Raw genomic sequence first — 21943 nt, 5'->3', positions numbered from 1 at the left:
TCAGCCTCTTCTTTGCATGTTTGGTGAGCAAGTTGCTAGCTAATCTATGCTCTTTTCGTTACCATACAATAAAGTAAATGGAAGAAAAGGAGTGGGTAAAATGAAGGTAGTTGATCCAGCGGTACAAAATGCAAAAGATAATTATCATTTGCTAACAGGTGTCGTCATTCCCCGGCCAATTGCGTTTATTACAAGTCAAAATGATGACGGTGTAGTGAATGCCGCGCCGTTTAGTTTTTTTAATGTAGTTGCGGCAGAGCCTCCGCTGATTGCCGTTTCGGTTTCGAGAAGTGAAGGTCAAATGACGAAAGATACGGCCAAAAATATTAGTGCATCTAAAGAATTTGTAGTTCATCTTGTAGACGAAAACTTAGTGGAACAGGTGAATCAAGCGGCATCTTCTTACCCTTCTTCCGTGAGTGAAGTCGAGGAAACAGGGTTAACACTAGCACCGAGCAAAAAAGTGCAGGTTCCCGGAATTCAAGAAGCCAGCATTCGAATGGAATGTAAACTTCACCAAATTGTTCCATTAGGAACGGATGAGGCATACAGCTCAGATTTGTTTATCGGTGAAGTTGTGATGTTTCATATTAGTGAAAAAGTAATAGAAAACGATCGCGTTTCTGCAGAACGTGTGAAGCCAGTCAGCCGGCTTGCGGGTTCTAACTATAGTAAATTGGGGCAATTATTTTCCTTAGAACGTCCCAAATAAGCAAGAAAGTGTTACTTATGTAGCAAAAAAATAGTATACATTGGATTTTTTTAAATAAGCGATTGTGTTCTGTTTCAACAATAACAGTACATTCGCTTTTTTTTATGAACGAAAAAGTTAATAGAAACCATAATAACAAAATCAATTTACAAAAAGGCAAAAATGTAAGGTTTTTGCCTTTTATATTTACCATTGAGGAAAAGGGTATTCATTCATATAATTTAGATTAAGTAAATTGTATACGCTTTCAATATACAGAATTATTTTTCAATAATTCTATCTAGAAAGAGACGTGAGCGTTTGCAAAAAAACTTGCCACACTAGGAGACGAGATCATAGGAGGGGTATTCATTGAAACGTTGGTTTAGTTTAATCAGTTTTGCACTCATTTTAACCCTAGTACTTGCAGGATGCGGAGGAAAGTCCGCTAATGAAACAAGTGGTAGCGGTGGAAAAGAAGTTGTTGCATGGGCTTGGAATATTAACGTACCGGTATTAAAGAAAGCAGCAGCAGAATATCAAAAAGAGAATCCAGGATTTAAATTAAAAGTAGTGGATATGGGACGTGAAGACGTTTATTCAAAACTAACAACAGGATTGCAGGCTGGCGGAAAAGGTCTTCCTGATATTGTATTAGTAGAAGACGATCGTTTCCAAGGATATTTGGATGCATTTCCAAAAGCATTTTTAAACCTATCTAAAAAAGGGTTCGATAAGCAAGAAGATAAATTTCCAGAGTTTAAGAAAGCTCTTTTATCAAAGGATGGGGACATGTACGGCTTCCCGTTTGATGCAGGTCCGACAGGCGTTTTCTACCGCACAGATTACTTTGAAAAAGCAGGCGTAGATCCAAACAGTATCAAAACATGGGATGATTATATTGCGGCTGGTAAGAAAATTAAAGAAAAAGTTGGCGTTGATTTACTAGGTTTAGATTTTAATAATGACGATGGCTTATTCCGAATGGCACTAACGCAGCAAGGTACGTTCTATTTTAATAACAAAGGTAAGCTCAATTTAACTTCTAAAGAAGCGAAAAAAGCAATGGAATTAAATAAGAAGTTAAAAGAAGCAGGCATTGTTAAAAATACAGTGGGCTGGGATGCTTCAATCAGTGCTTTAGCAGAAGGTAAAGTAGCAAGTTCACCATCTGGTGCTTGGCTATCTGGTTCTATTACGCAGCAGGCTCCAGATTTAAAAGGAAAATGGGGAGTATTTTTATTACCTTCGTTTGAAGAAGGAGGCAACCGTGCTTCTAACTTAGGCGGAAGCAACTATGTGATTTCAGCAAATAGCCAAAAAGCAGATGAAGCGTACAAATTTATGGAATATTTCTCAACAACGGATAAAGTTCAAGAAGAAGCGATGAAGGGCGGATTATTCCCATCATTAAATACCGTATATTCTTCAAAATTATTCACTGCAAAAGATGAGTACTTTAACAATCAGACGATTTGGAAAACATTCGCAGATGAAATGACAGATATTAAGCCGGTTAATTTTACAGGCAATTACTCAGTTGCAAACAGTGAAGCAGTCAAAGCTGTGTCAGAGGTAACAAATGGTAAGGGTGTTACAGACTCGCTTGAAGCAGCTCAAAAACGCTTAGAAAATCGAATTCAAAAATAATCAAGAAGCATAGAAGGTGATTTCTAGAAAATTGCCTTCTATCTCTTCTTCTTGCGGTACTAGGAGGTCATCATGAAGACAAATAAATCATTGCCTTACTTATTTATTGCTCCAGCACTTTTGCTGTTCGCGCTGTTTACCATCTATCCTATTTTTTCATCGTTTATTCTAAGCTTTCAGAGTATGGAAGGCGGAAAGTATGTATTTACCGGTTTATCAAACTATACACGTTTGCTCGGAGATGATATTTTCTGGAAAGCGCTTGGAAATACGGGGATTATTTTAATCGTTCAAGTACCCGTCATGATTTTATTAGCGCTTGTACTAGCTAACGCGTTAAACAGTCAGCTTTTAAGACTAAAAGGTTTTTTCCGAGTTTCATTTTTCTTGCCCGCAGTAACGTCGCTAGTTGCCTATTCTATTTTGTTTTCAATCATTCTTCAAGATGAAGGAATTATGAATACTATTTTAGGGTTTTTCGGTATCGATGCCATTCAGTGGCTGGGAGATCCTTTCTGGGCTAAAGTCTCAATCATCGTGGCGATGACTTGGAGATGGACAGGTTATAATATGGTTATTTTTCTAGCAGCTCTTCAAAGTTTATCTCATGAAGTTTACGAAGCAGCTGATTTAGACGGGGCAAATCGTATTCAAAAGTTTTTCCACGTAACGGTTCCACAATTAAAACCCGTTATCTTGTTTGCTACTATTTTATCAACAATTGGCACGCTTCAATTGTTTGACGAACCTTTTAACTTAACAAAAGGCGGCCCTGCTGATTCCACGATGACGCTAGGCTTATATATTTATCAAAATGGCTTTAAATATTTTGATTTTGGATATGCTTCAGCCATTGCGTACGTTGTTGTATTATTAGTCGGTATTTTAACGTTCTTCCAATTTAAATTTACGGGTGATAAATCATGAGTGTATTAGAGAGAGTAGAAGCAACCGCAGTAGCTACCGTGCCTAAGGTTAAAAAGAAAAGCAACATCATGCGTAAAATAGGATTATACAGCATGCTTGGGCTGTTCACGATTATCTCTATTTTTCCGTTTTACTGGATGATTATCGGCGCTACGAATGAATCGGGAAAAATGTTTACAAACCCTCCAACGCTGAAGCCTGGCGATCAATTTATGACAAATCTACAAAATTTAAATGCTTCAATTGATTTAGGGCGGGTCTTTTTTAACTCAGTATTTGTTTCAGTAGTGTATGTGATTGTAGCTTTAATGGTTTGTTCTACAGCTGCATATGCGCTATCTAAATTTGAATTTAAAGGCCGAAACGCAATTTTTACGACGCTTTTATTGTCCATGATGATTCCATATCAAGCAACGCTCATTCCGCTTTTTCAGCTGATGTCGAATTTTAATTTGCTTGATACGTATTTTGCTCTTATTGTTCCGCAGCTGTGCTTTCCGTTCGCTATCTTTTTATTACGTCAGAACTTTTTAGCTTTTCCAACGGAACTGATTGAAGCAGCACGTTTGGACGGTGCTGGAGAGATGAGAATCTTTTTAACCATTGTGCTTCCTTCTATGAAGCCTGCGATGGCTGCAGCAGCTATTTTCTTATTTATGACACAGTGGAATAACTTTATGTGGCCTTTAGTTGCGACTACATCAAACGAAATGGCTACATTGCCAGTTGCTCTTTCAAGCTTAATTGGATTATCGATTATTGATTACGGTCAAGTAATGATGGGGGTAACGATTGCAACCATTCCAATCATTGTCTTCTTCCTAGCACTTCAGCGTCATTTTATTTCAGGAATGCTTGGAAGTGCAGTAAAATAAAAAGCAGCAGGTGTTGAGAAAAAAGTATGTAGTTAAAGAAGGATCCGAAAGAATCTGATTGTTGATCGAGAATCAAATTCGTTCGGATTTTTTCCTTTCTAGGATGAACGTAGATTTAATTGTAGTTAATTGCTTCTAGGTGTTGATTGGAGGGCAAGACGAAGACTCCTGCGGGAAAAGCGGAACAGGTGAGACCCTGCAGGAGCGTAAGCGACGAGGAGGCTCATCGGCCGCCCGCGGAAAGCGAAGTCTTGCACGGAAATCAACAGCTGTGTAACAAGTAATTCATACTAGTTCAATTTGTTCGTCTTTAGATTGGGTTGATTTAGCCATAGTTCAATCACTTTCTTAATGAACAGGGGGAGAGAAGATGGGAGAGATACCTGTAGGAGTACAGCTTTATACGCTGCGTGAAGAAACGAAAAAAGACTTTAAAGGAACTCTTCAAAAAGTAGCTGCTTTAGGATATCAAGGGGTAGAGTTTGCAGGGTACGAAGGATATACAGCGCAAGAAGTAAGAGCATGGTTAACGGATTTACAGCTGAAGGCAGCTTCTAGTCACGTGCCGCTTGAACAATTAGAAGCAAATTTAGAGCAAGTGATTCACTTTGAGCAGCAAGTTGGAAATTCACATATTGTTTGTCCTTATTTAATGCCTGAACGACAAACTGAAAAAGGATATTTCGAACTTATTGATTCTTTAAATTACATTGATGCTTATTGTAAAAAAGAAGGCATGTCGTTTAGCTATCACCATCATGATTTTGAGCTAAAAAAATTGTCAACTGGAAAGTCAGCTCTCCAAACGATTCTAGAAGAAACTGGGGTAAATGTAGAGCTGGACATTTATTGGCTCACTAAAGCAGGCGAAGATCCAGTTGAGTGGATGAAGCACTATCGAAATCGTACGCCTTTTATCCATTTAAAAGATATGACAACAGACGGCGAGCAATTCTTTGCTCCTCTTGGTACCGGAGGGGTAAATGTAAAGGCTGTCATGAAAGAAGGCAATAAAGCAGGCGTAAAATGGTGGATCGTTGAACAAGATCAGTGCATAGAAAGTCCTCTTAGCAGTATTAAAAAAAGCTTAGCATATATCAAATAAAAAAAACGAACAGACGCTGTCTGTTCGTTTTTTATTGATAAGCTGGAGTCCATTCAATTTCTCCGCACTTATTCGTATAATCAATATTTACTTCAAAGTTATGTTTTTCATAAAAATGAATTAATCTTTCGAGATGATCCCAGTCGCGCTCAGCGATATCTCCTTTAATGACATGAACATTTTGATCAACCGCTACTTCTTTTAAATAATTCATACATACAGAGCCATATCCCTTATTAGCGGGACCTTTAATATCACCAATAAAAATCGTGTGATTATCTTCATATACGCCATCGATGGCAAAATCCCAAGCCCCTCTATAGGCTTTTGTGCATTCATTTAGCATAATTTTACATGCGTTTCCGTCATTTTGTGCCGATACAATAACTAACTGATTATCTTCAGGTTGATCGACACCGATAACTTCGTACTTTTTAGCAATTTCTTTTAAATTATCCTGCATGCGAAATAGCTGAAACTCTAAATCATCAAGTGTTTCTTTTAGTTCTTCTGCATTCTGGTTTTTTTCTGTAAGCTGAGTAAACATTTTATACTCCTTTCCGTCTGTTTTCGGTCTAAGTGCGCCTATGACAAAGAGGACACGGTGTATAAAGCGAAACTTTATTTAGCAAAGTATCTGCCTTAGTAAAAATATAAAAAGGAAAGAACCTGATTTGATTGATCGTTCATCAAAACGGCTGCTTTCCTTAACATTCACTTTTAAATTTTTTACAACGTGTATAAGGGTAACAAAGACTCATTAATTTTGTCAATAAGGTTGCAGGTCTATTTGTAAAGAAGATAACAGGACATTTTACTTATCTGGAAAGAAAAATAATGAGTGAAAAAAGAATCATTTTAAAGTAAAATCATTAGAGGAAAAGTATGGTTAAAAAGGAATTGCTTTTCATTTGGAAAAAACATACTTAAAATAAAAGTAAGAAAATATTTCATTTACTTACAAAATATTATAGAAAAATGGATGGAGTAATATGGGGTAAGTGTTAACTATATCGAACAAAGGGTGTATAAGATGGATAAATATCAAATTGCATTATTAGCTAATGTGCGTAAGCAGCTGCAAGAGTGGACTGATCAAAATAAAGAAATACCTCATGAAGAGGTGTACCGCTTTTTGCATTCAATTTCTGGAACGTCTGCGACTATTGGACTGCATTATTTAGGAGATCGTTCCCGCGCGTTAATGGAAGCTGTTGAAAAAAAACAGAAAAAAATCTGGGATTACGCGGAGTTGAATACTTTTTTATTAGATATTATTAAAATTTGTTATCAAGATGAAATTCAATCCGCAGAAGATATAAATAAACCGATAGAAATCAGTGAACAAACAGCTAGCATTTTACTTGTGGACGACGATCTTTCAATGCTGATGTATTTAAAAGAACAGTTTGAAAAGCAGGGATGGTACGTATTAGCAACTGCATCTAAAGAAAAAGCCATTACGGCTTTTTACGAATTAAAGCCGGATTGTTTTGTTGTTGATGTACATATGAAAGACTGTACAGGCTTTGACATTCTTTCATTTTTACGTGATAAAACAAAGCAACTGTTCGTCCCGATTGTCATGATGAGCGTTGATAATCAAAAAGAGACGCGTTTGAAGGCTTTTAAATTAGGGGCCGATGACTTTCTTGTTAAACCTTTCGATTTGGAAGAAAGTCTACTTCGAATTGGTCACCATATTGAACGAAAGCAAATGTTTAACTCCTATTTAATGTTTGATGAATTAACAGGAGCCTATAACCGAACGTATTTAAAAGAAATCTACAGTCAGCAGCTATCCAGCTACGACCGCTTAAAAGATCCTTTTTGTTTAGCGATTTTAGATTTAGATTTCTTTAAAAGAATAAATGATCAGTATGGACATCTTATGGGAGACCGCGTGCTGCAAGCATTTGTAGAGTATATGAAGCATGAAATTCGTCCAACAGATCACATTTTTAGATATGGAGGCGAAGAATTTATTCTTTTACTGCCAAAAACCAATATAAAAGAGGCAGAAACAGTATTAAATAGACTGTTGAATTCCTTTGTGAAAAAAGTGTTCACACATCAAAGCAATTCGTTTTATTGCAGCTTTTCCGGCGGAGTTGTAGAAGTTCATAACAATGAATGGCCGTTAGAAAAAGCGCTTCATCAAGCTGATGAAGCATTATATATAGCGAAGGAATCAGGACGTCAAAAAATTGTAGCTTCTTCTCAAAGCAAGCTGGTTAAAAAGCGAACGCTTCGTATGGCTATTATTGATGATGATTCTATCATTCGAACGATGCTGAAAGAGCTTTTAAGTAAGATTGATGTAGGAGATCGTTATGAAGTGAAAATAGAAGTGTTTAAAGACGGCATCGAGTTTTTTGAGTCCCAATGGATTCACTCTAGCGATCACTACTTTGTTATTTTAGATGGAATGATGCCTAAGATGGATGGCTTAGAAGTGCTGCAAAAATTAAGGCAGCAGAAACGTCACGATCAGTACACGGTTATTATGCTTACATCACGAAACAGCGAACAAGATATTCAAAGAGCATTAGAACTTGGGGCAGACGATTACATGACAAAGCCATTTAAGTTAATGGAGCTTGAAGCGCGCGTACGTCATTTAATGAAGAAGGTGAAATAAATGGGGATGTCAATTCAAGTGGTATATGCCTTATTTGGCGGATTGCTATTGCTGTTGGTTTGTTTTCTAAGTTATTTACTTATTCAAAAAGCGCGTTTAAACGCTTTCCGGGCAAAAGTAGAATCCTATAAAAATAGTATAAAAGAATCTCTTTTTATTTATTTATACAGAAAAGATGAAGAACATCGGATAGAGCCTAAAAATAAAATAGAGCTGGCGGGTGTAGAGGAACTATTGAGCGGTTTTTCTGCAGCTGTGCAAGGTGATGACATTCGAAATAACATCACGCTCTATGCGGAGAAGGTTTTTACACCCAAATATAAAAAAGAGCTGCATCATTCTAGGTGGAGTGTCAGAATGAATGCCCTTTATGCTATTGAAGATTTTGGTCTTACTACGCTAACAGACCAATTAGTAGAAATGTATGAGAAAAAAAATAGTACAGCGGCTGAAAAAAATCAAATTTTAAAGATTTTAGTTAAGCTAAACCGTCCTGAGTTTGTTATATACATGACGAATGCCTCTAAACCGCTGTCTGAATTTATGTACCGCTCTTTGTTTGGAACTATGAACAGTGAGCAGTTTCAGCAATTTATTAATAAATTTGAAGACCTGCAAGAAGAAATTCAGCTGCCACTTATCGATATGATCGGTATCAATCATAAGTTAGAGTATATCGATTTCTTAAAAATGCACATGAAAAGTTCATCAGAAGAACTGCGAATTCGTTCGTTGAAATCACTTAACGCTTTATCTTTTCCATTAAAAGTAGAGGAGCTCACGAAACATCTTCAATCAGATATGTGGCAAGAGAGAATGATGGCTACCAAACTAGTAGGCAAAACGAGAGATGAGAAGGGATTGTCACTTCTCGAGCAGTCGCTGAAAGATTCTCATTTTCTTGTGCGTTCGAATGCTGCTCAGTCAATGATGAAAATCCCAACGGGTACAGAATACTTAGTTCATGTATATGAAACGACTGATGACAAGTTTTCGAAAGATATGGCAGCAGAATGGCTTGAAAAGGGAGGAATTACGGTTGTGGAATAGTGTTTGGCATCTTTTTTTGTCCGTTTGCGGATGGGCTGTATTTGCTTATATGATTTTTGTGCTTTGTTTTTATTTTATGATGTTTATCATCTCTGCTTTTCAACTGCGAAAGCAATATCAATTAAATGATGAAGAACCTTATGAAGATTTGCTTGCGGTTAGCTATACAACGCCGTTATCTATATTAGTTCCCGCTTATAACGAATCTGTGGGGATTATTGGAAGCGTGCGTTCGCTGCTTGGAATTGAATATCCGGAATATGAAGTAATTGTAGTAAATGATGGATCTTCAGATGATACGTTAGAAAAGCTCATCGAAGAGTTTTCTCTTGTGAAAATGAATCGAGTTGTGAGAAAGCAAGTGGAGACGAAAGAAGTAAAAGCTGTATATCGTTCTAAATTATACGATTATTTATATGTAGTCGATAAACAAAATGGAGGAAAGTCAGATGCATTAAATGCAGGAATTAATTTATCCAACTATCCTTATTTTTGTTCGATCGATGGTGATTCAGTGTTGGAAAGAGACGCTTTTTTAAAAGTTATGAAGCCAATTATTGATTCAGACGGAGAAGTAATTGCTTCAGGAGGAAGTATTCGAATTGCAAACGGATGTAAAATCGAAAACGGTGCGGTCGTATCGATTGGACTTGATACGCAGCCGCTTGTTGTGATGCAGATTATTGAATATTTACGTGCCTTTCTTATGGGGCGCATTGGTCTCAGTCGCCATAATTTATTACTTATTGTGTCAGGAGCATTTGGCGTATTTTCTAAACGCTGGGTGATTGAAGCTGGGGGTTATTCTCATACAGTCGGCGAAGACATGGAGCTTGTTGTTCGCCTCCACCGACTGATTAAACAGAAAAAAGCCAACAATCAAATTGTTTATATTCCAGATCCTGTATGCTGGACAGAGGCACCTGATGAAATCAAATATTTGCGAAGACAGCGAAACCGCTGGCACCGCGGTTTATTTGATAGTCTTTGGAAGCATAAAGAGATGCTGTTTAATCCGAAATACGGAAGTATCGGAATGATTTCTATGCCTTATTTTGTGTTTATTGAACTAATCGGGCCGGTCATGGAAATGTTAGGCTATTTGTTTATTGTTATTTCTCTAGTTGTAGGCGGGATTTATGTAGAATTTGCGTATTTGCTTTTTCTCTTAATGGTTGTATATGGTTCTCTTTATTCGATGGCGGCTGTTTTGCTAGAAGAGTGGAGCCTTCGCAAATATCCAAAAGTATCTGATATCGCTAAGCTGTTTGTCTTTTCCCTGACTGAATCCTTTTGGTATCGCCCTCTAACTGTTATATGGCGCTGTCATGGATTGTTGGACGTTATTCGCAATAAAAAAGGCTGGGGAGACATGCAGCGAAAAGGAGTTTCACAATGAAAAAATGGTTATTAATCGGCGGCATTATTTTGGTTATGGCAGTAACGGCTTCGCCATTTCTTATTTGGCAGCTACAGAAACCAACTGATTTGAATATGCTTGTCATTGATAAAACAGTGCCAGATCAAACGTTTCGAGAGCATCAGGGCTTAATGTGGATGCTGAATCAAGCGAAAGTACGCAAAGACGGGAAGCATTATGAAATCTCAAAAGATTATGCAGGGTTTTATCCGAATGGAGATAAAACATACAGCATTAAATCTCTGCCAAAAACAAACTCTGCAGATATGATTTATATCACGGACACGTATGGCGTATACAAAGAAGATTTAGGCGTAAAAGCTAAAAGAGGAGATCGTTCTCAGCTGGTGTATGGCGGCATGACTTCTGAAGACGTGAGCTACGTTAAGAAAGCACTGAATGGACGTACAAAAACGCTGATTGGAGAGTTTAATACATTTGGAAGTCCTACTTCTCTAGACGTTCGCAAAGAACTGTATGAATTGTACAATGTTACGTGGTCCGGCTGGATTGGTCGCTATTTTGATGAATTCGGCAGTGAAGAAGTTCCTGCTTGGGTGAAAAGTGCTTACAAAAAGCAGTACAACAAAGAGTGGAACCTTACGGGCAGAGGCTTACTGTTTGTTAATGAATCCAATAAGCTCGTTATTATAACGGAAAAAGAATTAAAAGAAAATCCAGTATGGTTTCAATATACAAAACAAGGAAAAAAAACATTGAATTTACAGGATGAATCTGCTTATCAATATTGGTTTGACGTAATTACACCTCAGCAAAAAAGTGATGTGCAGGCTCAGTTTGTCTTTCACTTGGATTCTGAAGGAAAAAACAAGCTAAAGGAAAATGGTATTCCTTTGTCCATACCAGCAGTCGTTCATCATAATAAAGAGCGATATGATACTTATTACTTTGCAGGAGATTTTGCAGATCAAGGAGAAGTACCTTCCATTTATCAAACCTCTTTTTACCCGGTGTGGAAGAAATGGACAGAGAAAATCGGAAAAGAAGATGAGTCTTCTTTTTACTGGACTGTTTATCTGCCTCTTATGAATAAGATTATAGATCAACAGCAAAATGCATCGCAGCCTGCTTCTGTTACTTTTAATGAAAATATGGAAATCTATGAAGATGCTGACCGTAAAGTAGCAGGGAAAGTAGGAAAAGATTATTTGCAAGTTTATCAAAACGGCAAGTGGAAAGATTTGCTGATTAAAGGAGTAAATATGGGCATTAGTAAGCCAGGCCATTTCCCTGGTGAGACCGCTATTTCGAAAGAAGAATATTTGCGCTGGTTTAAAGAAATTGGCAAGATGAATGCAAACTCAATCCGCGTATACACCATTCACCCTCCCGGCTTTTATGAAGCGCTTGCTGAGTATAACCAAAAAGCCAAAGAACCCATTTATCTTTTTCATGGAGTATGGGTGAATGAAGAAGTTTTCTATGATTCACAAGATGCTTTTGCAAAGGAAAATACAAAAGAATTTGAAGCTGAAATGAAAAGGATTGTAAACGTTATTCATGGAAATGCAACACTGCCAAAACGGACGGGACATGCAAGCGGAACGTATACAGCAGACGTGTCTCCTTATGTTTTAGGCTGGATTATAGGAGTTGAATGGGATCCCACGGTAGCCCTTTCGACAAATGAAAAACATAAAGGAATGAAAGATTTTAAAGGGAAGTACATCTATACTGAAAAAGGCAATCCCTTTGAAATTTGGCTTGCGCAGCTTATGGAAAAAACAATTTCCTATGAGCAGGATAAATATGATTGGCAGCGGCCTATGAGCTTTACGAACTGGGTGACGACGGATTTATTGACTCATCCATATGAGCCTTCTGAAGACGAAGATAAAGTGTCTGTTAATCCTAATTTAATTCACACAACTAAAAAATTTGAGCCGGGATTATTTGCTTCTTATCATATTTATCCTTACTATCCTGATTTCTTAAACTATGAACCTCGTTATCTCGCTTATCGCGATCATCGAGGAGAGAAAAATAACTACGCAGGTTATTTGCAAAATATGAAAGAAGTTCATCATATGCCCGTGCTTGTTGCTGAATTTGGCATTCCAGCTTCGCGAGGACTCACCCATAGAAACGTATACGGATGGGATCAAGGCTTTCATACGGAACAAGAACAAGGAAAGATTCTGTCACGCTTGTACGAAGATATTGTTGAAGAAAAAATGGCTGGCGGTATGGTCTTTACATGGCAAGATGAATGGTTTAAGCGAACGTGGAATACGATGGAGTACGACAATCCGAACCGCAGGCCATTTTGGACGAATTTGCAAACGGGAGAACAGCATTTTGGCCTGTTGAGTTTTGATCCAGGAACAAAGCTGAAAGTCAAAGTAGACGGCAAATCAGATGATTGGAAAAAGCTGAACAGCAAGTCGGTATATAAGCCGTCTAAGAAGTTAAAAGCATTGAACATTACAAGTGATGAAGGTTATCTATATCTACACGTGAGTGCAAAAGAGCTGGAAGATCAAAAGCTTTATTTCTTGTTTAACACAATTAACAATCAGGGACAGTCAAAGATTCCTCAAATTCCTTCTTTAAAAACAAAAGGAATTGATTTTGTAGCAGAATTAAACGGGAAAGAAGACAGTCACTTGTGGATAGACAGCTATTACGATACGTATTATTTTTCGTATGCCCATCAGCTTCAAATGATTCCATCTGTAAAAGGAACCGATACAAAAGATAACGGCATGTTTAATCCAATCAGGCTCGCCCTTAACAAAGAGTTAGCGATTGGAGAGGGGAAAAACAAGAGAACCATTCCTTTTGACGCCTATGAAACTGGGAAGCTCCAAGAAGGAAACAGCGATCCTAACTCTTCTTCATTTGATTCGCTGGCAGATTTTAAAGTGAATGAATCAAATGGAATTGCTGAACTTCGCATTCCTTGGGCGCTTTTAAATGTAAAAGACCCGAGTCAAAAAGAAATAATGGGAGATATTTGGTCCAAAAAAGGATTAGAATCCAGCGAGAAAATGAAAGGAATTCAAGTGGGAGTCGTAGCTGTTAATAAGAAGAGCAATGACGTGGAAGATACGTTTCCGACTCAGAAAAAAGGAGAACTTTTATTAAAAGATTTTTACTTATACAAGTGGAAAAATTGGGAGTATCCAACTTTTCACGAACGAATAAAGCCGTCCTACTTCATATTGCAAAAAACGTATGGACGACTACAAGCGGAGGAATAACAATGGCAAAAATTTTATTAGCGGAAGATGAAGAAGTGCTTCGTATGTTAGTGGTAGATACGCTTGAAGATGAAGGACATGAAGTGACGGAAGCAGAAAACGGCGAAGAAGCGTTGGAGTTTATTAAAGAACGTGATTTTGACTTAATTATTTTGGATTATATGATGCCCGTGTTCACCGGGCTTGAAGTCATTCAGCAGCTAAAAGAAATGAAAGATAAGCGCCATACAAAAGTATTGATGCTTTCAGCTAAGAATCAAGCTGCTGATCAAAGCCGAGTGTTAGAAGCAGGGGCTGCGTATTTTATGTCTAAACCGTTTAGTCCCCTATTGCTAGCCGAACGTGTTGAGGAAATTTTAGATGAACAATAAACTAAAACGAAAAAGTATCTCAACCCAGTTCATCTTCTTAGCAAGTATCCTTTTACTTGCTTTTGCGGCGGGTTCAACTGTACTTGTTGTACGGCAAAAAGAAATTACAGCTGATTATGCCCAGTACAGGGCACAAGTACGGGAAAAGGCACAGCTGCTATCTACAATTGATAAATCAATGAACAGAGCTTTTTTGCAGGCTCGTGGGTTTATTGCATTTGATTCAGAGGATATGTATAACGAGGCTGCAAGTCAGCAAAAAAGTATCGAAGAAAATCTTGATCGACTTGCAGGTCTAGCGGCAGATAGACGTGAACGTACGTTTGTAAATGAAGCGACGGTGATGCTAAACACGTATTTTAATCAAACGCTTCCTTATTTTAAAGATATTTACGACAAAAAAGGCATTGAAGGAGTCCGCTCTAGTACTGAGCGGAAGGCTGCTTCTAAATCAATAGAACAAATGCAAAAAGAACTTGATGACTACCAAAATGAATTAACTAAAGACTTAAATACACAGTACGATGACACGTCGAGTGACATGCAGAAAAGTCAAACGTTCTTTATTTTATTTTTAGCGTTTACAGTGGTCATTTTATTATTGCTTACACGGGTATTGCTAAATAAGTTTGTAAAGCCGCTGAGTCAGCTAGCATATACGGCAAGCGAAATTGCTGCGGGAAAAGAAATGCCTATGACATTTGATGAACATAGAAGAGATGAAATCGGTATGCTATCTCAGGCCTTTTACAAAATGGTATCGACTTTGCAAAATAACGAACAGGAGTTAACGGCTCAAAATGAAGAGCTGATTGCACAGCAAGATGAGTTGCACAGTCAGCAAGATGAACTTCAGCACGCATTGGAATTGACAAAGGAACGAGAAGGAGAGTTAGAATTGCGCAATTTATTTGTGCATGGACTAACAAATTCTCTTCACAAGCAAGAAGTTCTCACGAGTGCTGTCACAAACATGAGCCGAGTAATGAAAGCTGATCACGGTTTTATTATGCTAACCGATAAAAAGACACATGCTTCATTTGGTCTATCTTCATCAAGTGTTAAACAGATGGTGGCAAATCTTCATAATAATTATGTTGATCATGTGCAAAAGACGAAAAAATGCATGGTAGTAAAAAGAGAGTGTAGAGAACATGAGCGCCTATATCATCAGCAAACGTTTTATTTGTATGATGTTATCGTACCGGTGCTGTCTTCACAGGGAGATATGCTAGCCTATATGTTTTACAGCCGCTACGCGGATGAATACACAGAACATGAATTACAGACATTTGAAATATTGGCCAAACAAATTACGATTGCTCTTGAAAAAATTTATATTTACGAAGAGTCTGAGCATGACAGACTGCTATCTCAAGATATTTTAAATTCGATTCAAGAAGGAATGCAGCTTGTAGATACAAGCGGTACGATTCTACAAGTAAATACGAAGACTAGCGAATTGTTTCAATATGAGCATCAAAGCGGGCTTCTTCAGCTTTCTCGTGATCAATGGCTAGATGCTCTCTCTCAAAAAGTCGAAAATATAGAGGAGCTAAGACAATACGTTAAAGCCATTTGTAAGGGAGAGCAAGTAGAAAAGTCTTTTGTTTATTATCTGCATACGGAAGGTAAGCGAAAAGTTATAAAAGTTTATAGCGAATACGTATATCGAAACCGTCAGATGTTTGGCGTATTGTTCGTTCATCGTGATATTACGAAAGAATTTGAAGTTGATCAGATGAAGTCGGAATTTGTAAGCACTGTGAGTCACGAGCTGCGCACACCTTTAGCAAGTGTATTAGGGTTCACTGAGCTTATGCTAAACAAAACATTAAAAGAAGAAAGACAGAAGAAGTATTTAACTACTATTTATCAGGAAGCACAGCGGTTAACTTCTTTAATCAACGATTTTTTGGATGTCCAAAGAATGGAAGCGGGGAAACAAACCTACGATAAAAAGTATCAAGACATTCTGCCACTTATTAAGCAGGTGATTGAGGTCCAGAACATACAAACAAGTAAGCATGAATTTGATATGATTTCCGATCAAGAGCATTTTACAGTAATGGGAGATAAAGATAAGCTTCTTCAATTGTTTAATAATGTAATTAGCAATGCAGTAAAATATTCGCCCGATGGAGGGAACGTTACAGTTAAAGTGTATCAAAAGGAACACGCTGTTTATATTGATATTCAAGATGAAGGAATTGGTATACCAAGTGAAGCGCTAGGACATTTGTTTACCAAATTCTACAGAGTAGATAACTCCGATATGCGCAAAATTGGCGGAACGGGTCTAGGGTTAGCAATTGTAAAAGAAATTGTAAAAGCTCATGGTGGAGACATTACTGTACAATCAGAATGGAAAAAAGGAACAACATTCACGGTTGTTCTCCCGCTTCTACATGAAGTTCAGTACGATGAAGAAATGATGATAAGTGCGAATGATAACCGTAAAAGCGTAGTGATTGTAGAAGATGATAAAAGTTTAGCGACGCTTTTACAGGTAGAATTAAAAGAAAGCGGCTTTCACGTTCGGTATTTTAATAACGGAGAAGACGCATTAAACTCTATTCATCAGCAAAAGCCTGAAGTGGTTGTTCTAGATATCATGCTAGGAGAAAATAAGTTAGACGGCTGGGATGTTTTAAGGCATCTCAAAGAAAATACAGAGACAGCAAAAATTCCTATCTTAATCTCATCTGCTCTAGACGAAAGAAGCAAAGGATTAGAGCTTGGAGTGTGTGAGTTTCTGATTAAACCCTATCAGCCTAGTAAATTATCTAAAACGATTCTCCAGCTGCTTTTGAAAAAACAAGAGCATGAAGGAGAAATTATGATTCCATCAGATAAAGAAGAGTAGAAATTTGGTGAGGCTTCGTTATATGTACGGAGTCTCATTAAACGAAAAGAAAATTAGTAAAGTAATAAAAAAACATTGAAAACGCTATCAAAATGTGGTTTTATAGAAAGTAGGCATAACATGATGACCTTAGAATTACCTTTTTCCACCTCCTTACATGCGTAAGGAGGCTTTTTTGTATAAATATAGTAAGATAAGATAACAAAACCTCATGCAGAATCGTTTATTGACTTTCAGCTCGTTAACAAACTGCTCAAGAAAGTTTGATAGTGAAAGGAGTGAAGCTCTAGAAACGATTTCACAAAGGGAGGATAGTCTCTCCAAGAAGTGAAGGTAGTTCAATTTTTATAATCATAGTATAATAAAAAATACGGTTATAAAAGCTGTGTTTTTTATACATCTTTTATATAGAAGGTAAGATTGAATTTTATATTTTCTTAAAGGAGGTCTTTCCTTGGATATTGCGTATATAATTGCTGAAGAAAGAATTAGACAAGCAATAAAAGACGGTGACTTTGATAAGCTGCCTGGGGAAGGAAAACCATTAAAGTTAGAAGATTTATCACATATACCTGAAGAACTGCGCCAAGCGTATAGGATGTTAAAAAATGCAAATATGATAAGTGATGAACAAGAGCTAAAACGAGATATGGCTACAATAGAAGAATTGATTTCTATATGCACGGATGCTAATGAAGAACAAAGGCTAACAGAGATGCTTACGGAAAAGCGTTTGCGCTTTGAGCAGCTCGTTGACAAGAAAAAGATGACAAGTTCTGCAGCTTACAGGACGTATCAGAATAAAATTTACTCCAAATTTTTTTATTAATGAGTGTAATAGACGAGACGATCGGAGGGTGAGAACTTGCGGCTGTTAATTTTATTGATTAGTATCATATTATTTATTTCGCTTTGTTTTTATATTTTTGCCCCACAAATAAAACGAGGCGCCCAATCGAAAAATGTGCCGGTTTTATTTATTCATGGCTATTTAGGCAGTCAAAAAAGCTTAGGGAAAATGATTAAACGATTTGAACAAAACGGATGGGGAACTAAAGTAGCTTACTGCGTCGTTCAAAAAGATGGAGCTATTCAGTGGAAGCACATTATGAAAGCAAAAGAGGGAAAACTCCCGCTTATTCATATCGTCTTTAAAAAGCCAGATGCCAGTATTGCACAGCAGCAAAAATGGATTGAAGCTATTATGCAAGATGTACGTGATACATATAAAGCATCTTCTGTTGATTTAGTTGGACATAGTATGGGAGGAGTAACAGCAGCAGCAGTTAGTTTGGCTAACCCTCAATATATTCAAAAGTTAGTTACGTTAGGATCGCCGATTCAAGGATTAGATTATCAGGAATTAATGGAGATGTATCCTCATGCACGCAATCATATTGAATCTATGGGGGCTCGTGATTTAGCTTTTCACTCTATAGCGTTAAACAAGCTATACGAAAGTCGTCAAGATTTCTCAAAAGAGATCGACGTTTTTTCAGGAGCAGGAGATGTGGGAGATAAGACAGATGGAGTGGTAACAGTAGAAAGTGCATACGGACTGCAAGAGTTTACCGAACACATTCATCTCCAAACGTTTCATGAAGCACATTCGGATTTACATGAAAGCTCAGAGGTTGATAAAGCTGTTTATCAATTTTTAAAACGAGATTAAAGGGGGATTACGATGCTTTACTTAATTAGACACGGCCAAACAGATTGGAATAAAAACAAACTTATTCAAGGGCATGCTGATATTCCGCTCAACGAAACAGGAAAGCAACAAGCCAAACGCGTAGCGGAACGTTTTAAAGATATCCATATTGATGTAGTCTACACAAGCGATTTGCTTCGTGCGCAGGAGACGGCTGGGAAAATTGCCGCAGTCGCTAAAGTAGAGAAAGTCGAGGTTTGTGAGCAGCTGCGCGAGCGCTCTTTTGGAGAATTAGAATCAAAGAACGTAGAAGTTCTGCATGATCTTGTGCCAAACTATGCGACAAATTGGGGAGAAGAACCTTTATATAATATTGAAACACTCGAAGCCGCTCAAGAACGGATGGTTCGGCGTTTAACGGAAATCATGAAGGAGTCTATTGGAAAGAAAGTAGCAGTTGTTAGTCACGGGGCGGCAATTAATACATTCATTCATCATGTAACAAGCGGAGAACAAGGAACAGGAACTACTATTTTACAAAATACATCGATTACAACTTTTGCTTATGAAAGTGGAAAATGGCGTCTTGAAACAATCAATGATGCCAAACATCTTGAATAAATATACTTAAAGAGGCTGTGACAGTAGTATTTTAGTTGAGGGAGGATCCGAACGATTAATCGTTCGGATTTTTTTATGGTTATGGTGAACGCAGGTTTCATATATGTAAGTACTTCTGACTGTTGATTGGAGGGAAAGGCGAAGACTCCTATGGGAAAAGCGGAAGGGATGAGACTCCGCATATTAATTATATATATAAATATTTATACAATTGATTTTAATAAAAATGCATAGTAAAATAAGTTTTATTACTATTCTATTAAAGCGTTTAGTATAACTGGATTTCCTAATATTGTTTAATAAGTAACTATATTTCGGAATAAGATTAATTGATTTGTATAATTTCAAGGAGGATGTAGTATGTCTAAAGATTGGAGTCACTTATTTGAAAGAATGCCTGAATTGCTAGCACCCACAATGGCTAAAGATCATCCGAATTTGCCCGTTGTGAAAGAAGAAGGATGCTATTATTATGGATTGGATGGTAAAGAATATCTCGATTTTACTTCCGGAATCGCTACGACAAATGTAGGACACAGACATCCGAAAGTAGTAAAAGCAATCAAAGACGGAGCAGATCAATTATTGCACGGTCCCTCAGGTGTCATTATGTACGAATCGATATTAAAGTTAGCCGATGAGTTAGGAAAAGTAACGCCGGGCAATTTAGACTGCTTTTTCTTTGGAAATAGTGGCACCGAAGCAATTGAAGGAGCCTTGAAATTAGCGAGGCATGTTACAAAGCGTCCGTATGTTATTTCTTTTTTAGGGTGTTTTCATGGCCGCTCGATGGGAGCTTTAAGTGTTACAACATCGAAAAGCAAATATAGACAATTTCAGCAGCCTTCAGGACTGACATATCAAATTCCATATGCCAATCCAAAAGAGTGCCCTGCGGAGCTAGACAGCGATGTATACTTTACTGAAAAGCTTGAAAAAGATTTTGAAATACTGTTTAAGCACCAAGTCACGCCTGAAGAAGTGGCGGCCGTTATTTTGGAACCAGTATTAGGCGAAGGCGGCTATATTATCCCTCCGAAAAGTTGGATGAAGAAGTTAAGAGAGATTTGTGATCGTCACGGAATATTACTTATTTTCGATGAAGTGCAAACAGGGTTTGGCCGTACCGGTGAATGGTTTGCTGGCCAAACGTTTGATGTTGTACCAGATATTATGGCTATAGCAAAAGGAATTGCTTCTGGAATTCCGCTTAGCGCAACGGTCGCTTCTCAAGAATTAATGAAGCAGTGGCCTCTTGGCACACATAGTACAACATTTGGAGGGAATCCTATCGGATGTTCAGCAGCTCTTGCAACTCTTGAAGTGATGAAAGAAGAACAGCTGCTGGATAACACGAAAAAAATGGGCGCTTATGCGTTAGAAAAGCTGCATCTTTTAAAGGAAAAACATTCAGTTATTGGAGATATCCGTGGTTTAGGACTTATGATTGGAATTGAAATTGTTAATCCGCATACGGGAGAAGGAGATGGAGACGCTTTATTCGAGATTTTGGACTTAGCTTTAGAAAAAGGCGTGTTATTTTATTTTTGCGGAAATGCAAGTGAAGTTATTCGCATGGTACCTCCGCTTACTGTGACAAAAGAACAGATAGATGACGGCATTCGTATGCTAGATGAGGCTATTACTTCTTTTGAGAAAAAGTCAGCTGTAAAAGCGTAATAAAAAAATATAAAAAATTTATATATTTGTAACCTAGTTGTCATAGTAATGGTAGCGATATCATAGTTTTAGAGGGAAAACAATTTTCTGAAAAGTAGTTGACATCTGTTTGTGCAGCATGTAACATAATATTTATCTTATCAACAATTATCAACAAAATTCGACAAACTTCTTATCAAGAGAGGCGGAGGGATAGGCCCTGTGAAACCTCGGCAACGGACTTTATAGAACCGTGCCAACTCCCACAAGCAGTGCTTGAAAGATGAGAAGAGACCAGGCTTACTAACAATTGTGATCCCAACCTCTTCTTACAGGCACTTAGACACTGTAAGTGGAGGTTTTAATTTTATGACAAGAATATAACATTTAGATAAAAAACAGCAGGTGAAATTACCTGCTGTTTTTATATGCTGTAAAATGATAAATAACCTACCAGAATTCCTAGTAAAAGCACCCCGGCCGTAATACCAATAATCCACCACATCGTTTTTTTCATCGTTTATTCCTCATTATCAATTGACTGTAGCTGTAGATCCGCCAGAAGCGCCGGAAGCCGTACCATAAGCGGTTTGTCTTTTGATTCCAGCATTTTTAGCTGCAACTTTCCACTGCCAGTCAATTCGCCCGTAGGCTCGATTATTTTGTACCCAAGATTTTGAGCTCTTTTTTGAAATAGACACAAGGGGGTTTACGTTTTTTGTGACCACACCTCGTACACTTTTGACTGAAGTTACTGAGGAGCTTTTTGTGTAATAATCTACATACACCGTTAGTTTTGTTGTTGTAAATCCAGCCGCTTTATAAGAAGCCGTATAAGCTGCTGTTTTGAATAAAGGTGAAGCCGTTTTTGCTCCGTATGCTGCTGTACTTGCAGCTTCGACCGTGCCGCTGCTCTCTTCAATATCCATTTTGAACAGAGATGGATCCCTTAGTGATTGTACAACTTTTTGTTTTTGTTGACGCGACAGTTTTGAAAATTCATACAGTGAACTTTTATCACCTTGCCCTTTCAAGAACTGCGTGTAAGAAGCAACCGTTAAATGAGCAGGTTTTTCACTAGCCTGAACAGAGTTTGGTACGACTAATAGACATAATAATGCACCTATCAGGGAAAAAGAAAAAAACGTTCTTTTTGTAGCCATATTCATATAAATCCTTTCTAGTACTCTAT

At 37.6% G+C, this 21943-nt stretch carries 18 protein-coding genes and 1 riboswitch; of the genes, 16 read left to right on the top strand and 2 right to left on the bottom strand.

The features are described from left to right. The first annotated feature begins 100 nt into the window (after positions 1-100). The 6 genes from ACRPLQ_RS14730 to ACRPLQ_RS14705 all read left to right on the top strand — a co-directional run bounded on the left by ACRPLQ_RS14730 (position 101) and on the right by ACRPLQ_RS14705 (position 5248). Positions 101-712 carry a flavin reductase family protein gene (locus ACRPLQ_RS14730; protein WP_028412188.1) on the top strand — a complete coding sequence of 204 codons (612 nt, stop codon included), beginning with the start codon at positions 101-103 and terminating at the stop codon, positions 710-712. Positions 713-1063: 351 nt separating this feature from the next. Further along, on the top strand, positions 1064-2341 hold the full coding sequence (locus ACRPLQ_RS14725) for an ABC transporter substrate-binding protein (protein ID WP_432236140.1): 1278 nt from the start codon (positions 1064-1066) through the stop codon (positions 2339-2341). A gap of 72 nt (positions 2342-2413) precedes the next feature. Continuing rightward, positions 2414-3268 (top strand): carbohydrate ABC transporter permease, encoded by an 855-nt coding sequence (locus ACRPLQ_RS14720; RefSeq protein ID WP_014461372.1) that lies wholly within the window; start codon positions 2414-2416, stop codon positions 3266-3268. A 68-nt stretch (positions 3269-3336) separates the two neighbouring features. Next, positions 3337-4143: a carbohydrate ABC transporter permease gene (locus ACRPLQ_RS14715; RefSeq protein WP_013055640.1), complete on the top strand. Its 807-nt coding sequence runs from the start codon at positions 3337-3339 to the stop codon at positions 4141-4143. Between the two features lie 142 nt (positions 4144-4285). Next, positions 4286-4420, top strand: coding sequence for a hypothetical protein (locus tag ACRPLQ_RS14710; protein ID WP_432236169.1), 135 nt, complete (start codon positions 4286-4288; stop codon positions 4418-4420). A gap of 93 nt (positions 4421-4513) precedes the next feature. Then, a complete protein-coding gene (locus tag ACRPLQ_RS14705) occupies positions 4514-5248 on the top strand; it encodes a sugar phosphate isomerase/epimerase family protein (RefSeq protein WP_049163048.1) in 735 nt (244 codons plus the stop codon). A gap of 31 nt (positions 5249-5279) precedes the next feature. Here the strand turns inward: ACRPLQ_RS14705 and ACRPLQ_RS14700 are convergent, their stop codons facing one another. Further along, a complete protein-coding gene (locus ACRPLQ_RS14700) occupies positions 5280-5795 on the bottom strand; it encodes an N-acetyltransferase (protein WP_013055642.1) in 516 nt (171 codons plus the stop codon). Positions 5796-6281: 486 nt separating this feature from the next. On the opposite strand from ACRPLQ_RS14700, the gene ACRPLQ_RS14695 reads away from it, so the two are divergent. The 10 genes from ACRPLQ_RS14695 to ACRPLQ_RS14650 all read left to right on the top strand — a co-directional run bounded on the left by ACRPLQ_RS14695 (position 6282) and on the right by ACRPLQ_RS14650 (position 20772). Beyond that, a complete protein-coding gene (locus ACRPLQ_RS14695) occupies positions 6282-7889 on the top strand; it encodes a GGDEF domain-containing response regulator (protein ID WP_432236139.1) in 1608 nt (535 codons plus the stop codon). Beyond that, positions 7890-8939, top strand: coding sequence for a HEAT repeat domain-containing protein (locus ACRPLQ_RS14690; RefSeq protein ID WP_432236138.1), 1050 nt, complete (start codon positions 7890-7892; stop codon positions 8937-8939). Further along, a complete protein-coding gene (locus ACRPLQ_RS14685; protein ID WP_033578173.1) occupies positions 8929-10338 on the top strand; it encodes a glycosyltransferase family 2 protein in 1410 nt (469 codons plus the stop codon). The genes ACRPLQ_RS14690 and ACRPLQ_RS14685 overlap by 11 nt, the downstream gene beginning before the upstream one ends. Continuing rightward, the gene (locus ACRPLQ_RS14680) at positions 10335-13583 is read left to right on the top strand and encodes a hypothetical protein (RefSeq protein WP_432236137.1); all 3249 of its coding nucleotides are present in this window, start codon (positions 10335-10337) and stop codon (positions 13581-13583) included. Before ACRPLQ_RS14685 ends, ACRPLQ_RS14680 begins: the two co-directional genes overlap by 4 nt. Positions 13584-13585: 2 nt before the next feature. Next, positions 13586-13954, top strand: a complete 369-nt coding sequence (locus ACRPLQ_RS14675; RefSeq protein ID WP_028412195.1) for a response regulator transcription factor — start codon at positions 13586-13588, stop codon at positions 13952-13954. Next, positions 13944-16820, top strand: a complete 2877-nt coding sequence (locus tag ACRPLQ_RS14670; protein ID WP_432236136.1) for an ATP-binding protein — start codon at positions 13944-13946, stop codon at positions 16818-16820. Before ACRPLQ_RS14675 ends, ACRPLQ_RS14670 begins: the two co-directional genes overlap by 11 nt. Positions 16821-17274: 454 nt before the next feature. Beyond that, positions 17275-17649 carry a DUF1992 domain-containing protein gene (locus ACRPLQ_RS14665; RefSeq protein WP_014461362.1) on the top strand — a complete coding sequence of 125 codons (375 nt, stop codon included), beginning with the start codon at positions 17275-17277 and terminating at the stop codon, positions 17647-17649. A 36-nt stretch (positions 17650-17685) separates the two neighbouring features. Beyond that, positions 17686-18492 (top strand): alpha/beta fold hydrolase, encoded by an 807-nt coding sequence (locus tag ACRPLQ_RS14660; RefSeq protein WP_033578176.1) that lies wholly within the window; start codon positions 17686-17688, stop codon positions 18490-18492. Positions 18493-18504: 12 nt separating this feature from the next. Next, positions 18505-19092 (top strand): histidine phosphatase family protein, encoded by a 588-nt coding sequence (locus tag ACRPLQ_RS14655; RefSeq protein ID WP_033578177.1) that lies wholly within the window; start codon positions 18505-18507, stop codon positions 19090-19092. 360 nt (positions 19093-19452) lie between these two features. Next, the gene (locus ACRPLQ_RS14650) at positions 19453-20772 is read left to right on the top strand and encodes an aspartate aminotransferase family protein (RefSeq protein WP_028412199.1); all 1320 of its coding nucleotides are present in this window, start codon (positions 19453-19455) and stop codon (positions 20770-20772) included. 169 nt (positions 20773-20941) lie between these two features. Then, positions 20942-21041, top strand: a riboswitch (SAM riboswitch). Between the two features lie 243 nt (positions 21042-21284). Here the strand turns inward: ACRPLQ_RS14650 and ACRPLQ_RS14645 are convergent. Next, positions 21285-21914, bottom strand: a complete 630-nt coding sequence (locus ACRPLQ_RS14645; protein ID WP_154989504.1) for a hypothetical protein — start codon at positions 21912-21914, stop codon at positions 21285-21287. Positions 21915-21943: the final 29 nt, after the last annotated feature.

The organism is Priestia sp. TRN 1309 (assembly GCF_050846875.1).
In the GTDB taxonomy this organism is placed as follows: Bacteria; Bacillota; Bacilli; order Bacillales; family Bacillaceae_H; genus Priestia; species Priestia zanthoxyli.
Note: the sequence above shows the minus strand (reverse complement) of the source record. Positions and strands in the feature narration are given on the sequence as shown.